The organism is Mesorhizobium sp. (genome assembly GCF_004962925.1).
Taxonomy (GTDB): domain Bacteria; phylum Pseudomonadota; class Alphaproteobacteria; order Rhizobiales; family Rhizobiaceae; genus Mesorhizobium.
Window position 1 is genome coordinate 3,897 of record NZ_SUEO01000341.1, and the last position, 223, is coordinate 4,119.

Consider the following 223-nt stretch of genomic DNA (forward strand, 5'->3'; position numbering starts at 1 on the left):
GCCAGCGCCGGCGCGTCGTTGACGCCGTCGCCGGCCATGGCGACGCCGGCGCCCTTGGCGCGCAGCTCCTCGACCAGCGCGCTCTTCTGTTCCGGCAGCAGGCCGGCACGCACCTCGTCGATGCCGAGTTTGCTGGCGATGGCTTTCGCCGTGCGTTCGTTGTCGCCGGTCGCCATGATGATCTTCAGCCCGCGCTCGTGCAGCGCCTTGATCGCCTCTGATG

At 70.0% G+C, this 223-nt stretch carries 1 protein-coding gene; it reads right to left on the minus strand.

Annotated elements, in window-relative coordinates; genetic code table 11:
• A partial coding sequence (locus tag E5W87_RS34430; protein ID WP_292408107.1) for an HAD-IC family P-type ATPase occupies positions 1-223 on the minus strand: 223 nt, incomplete at both ends.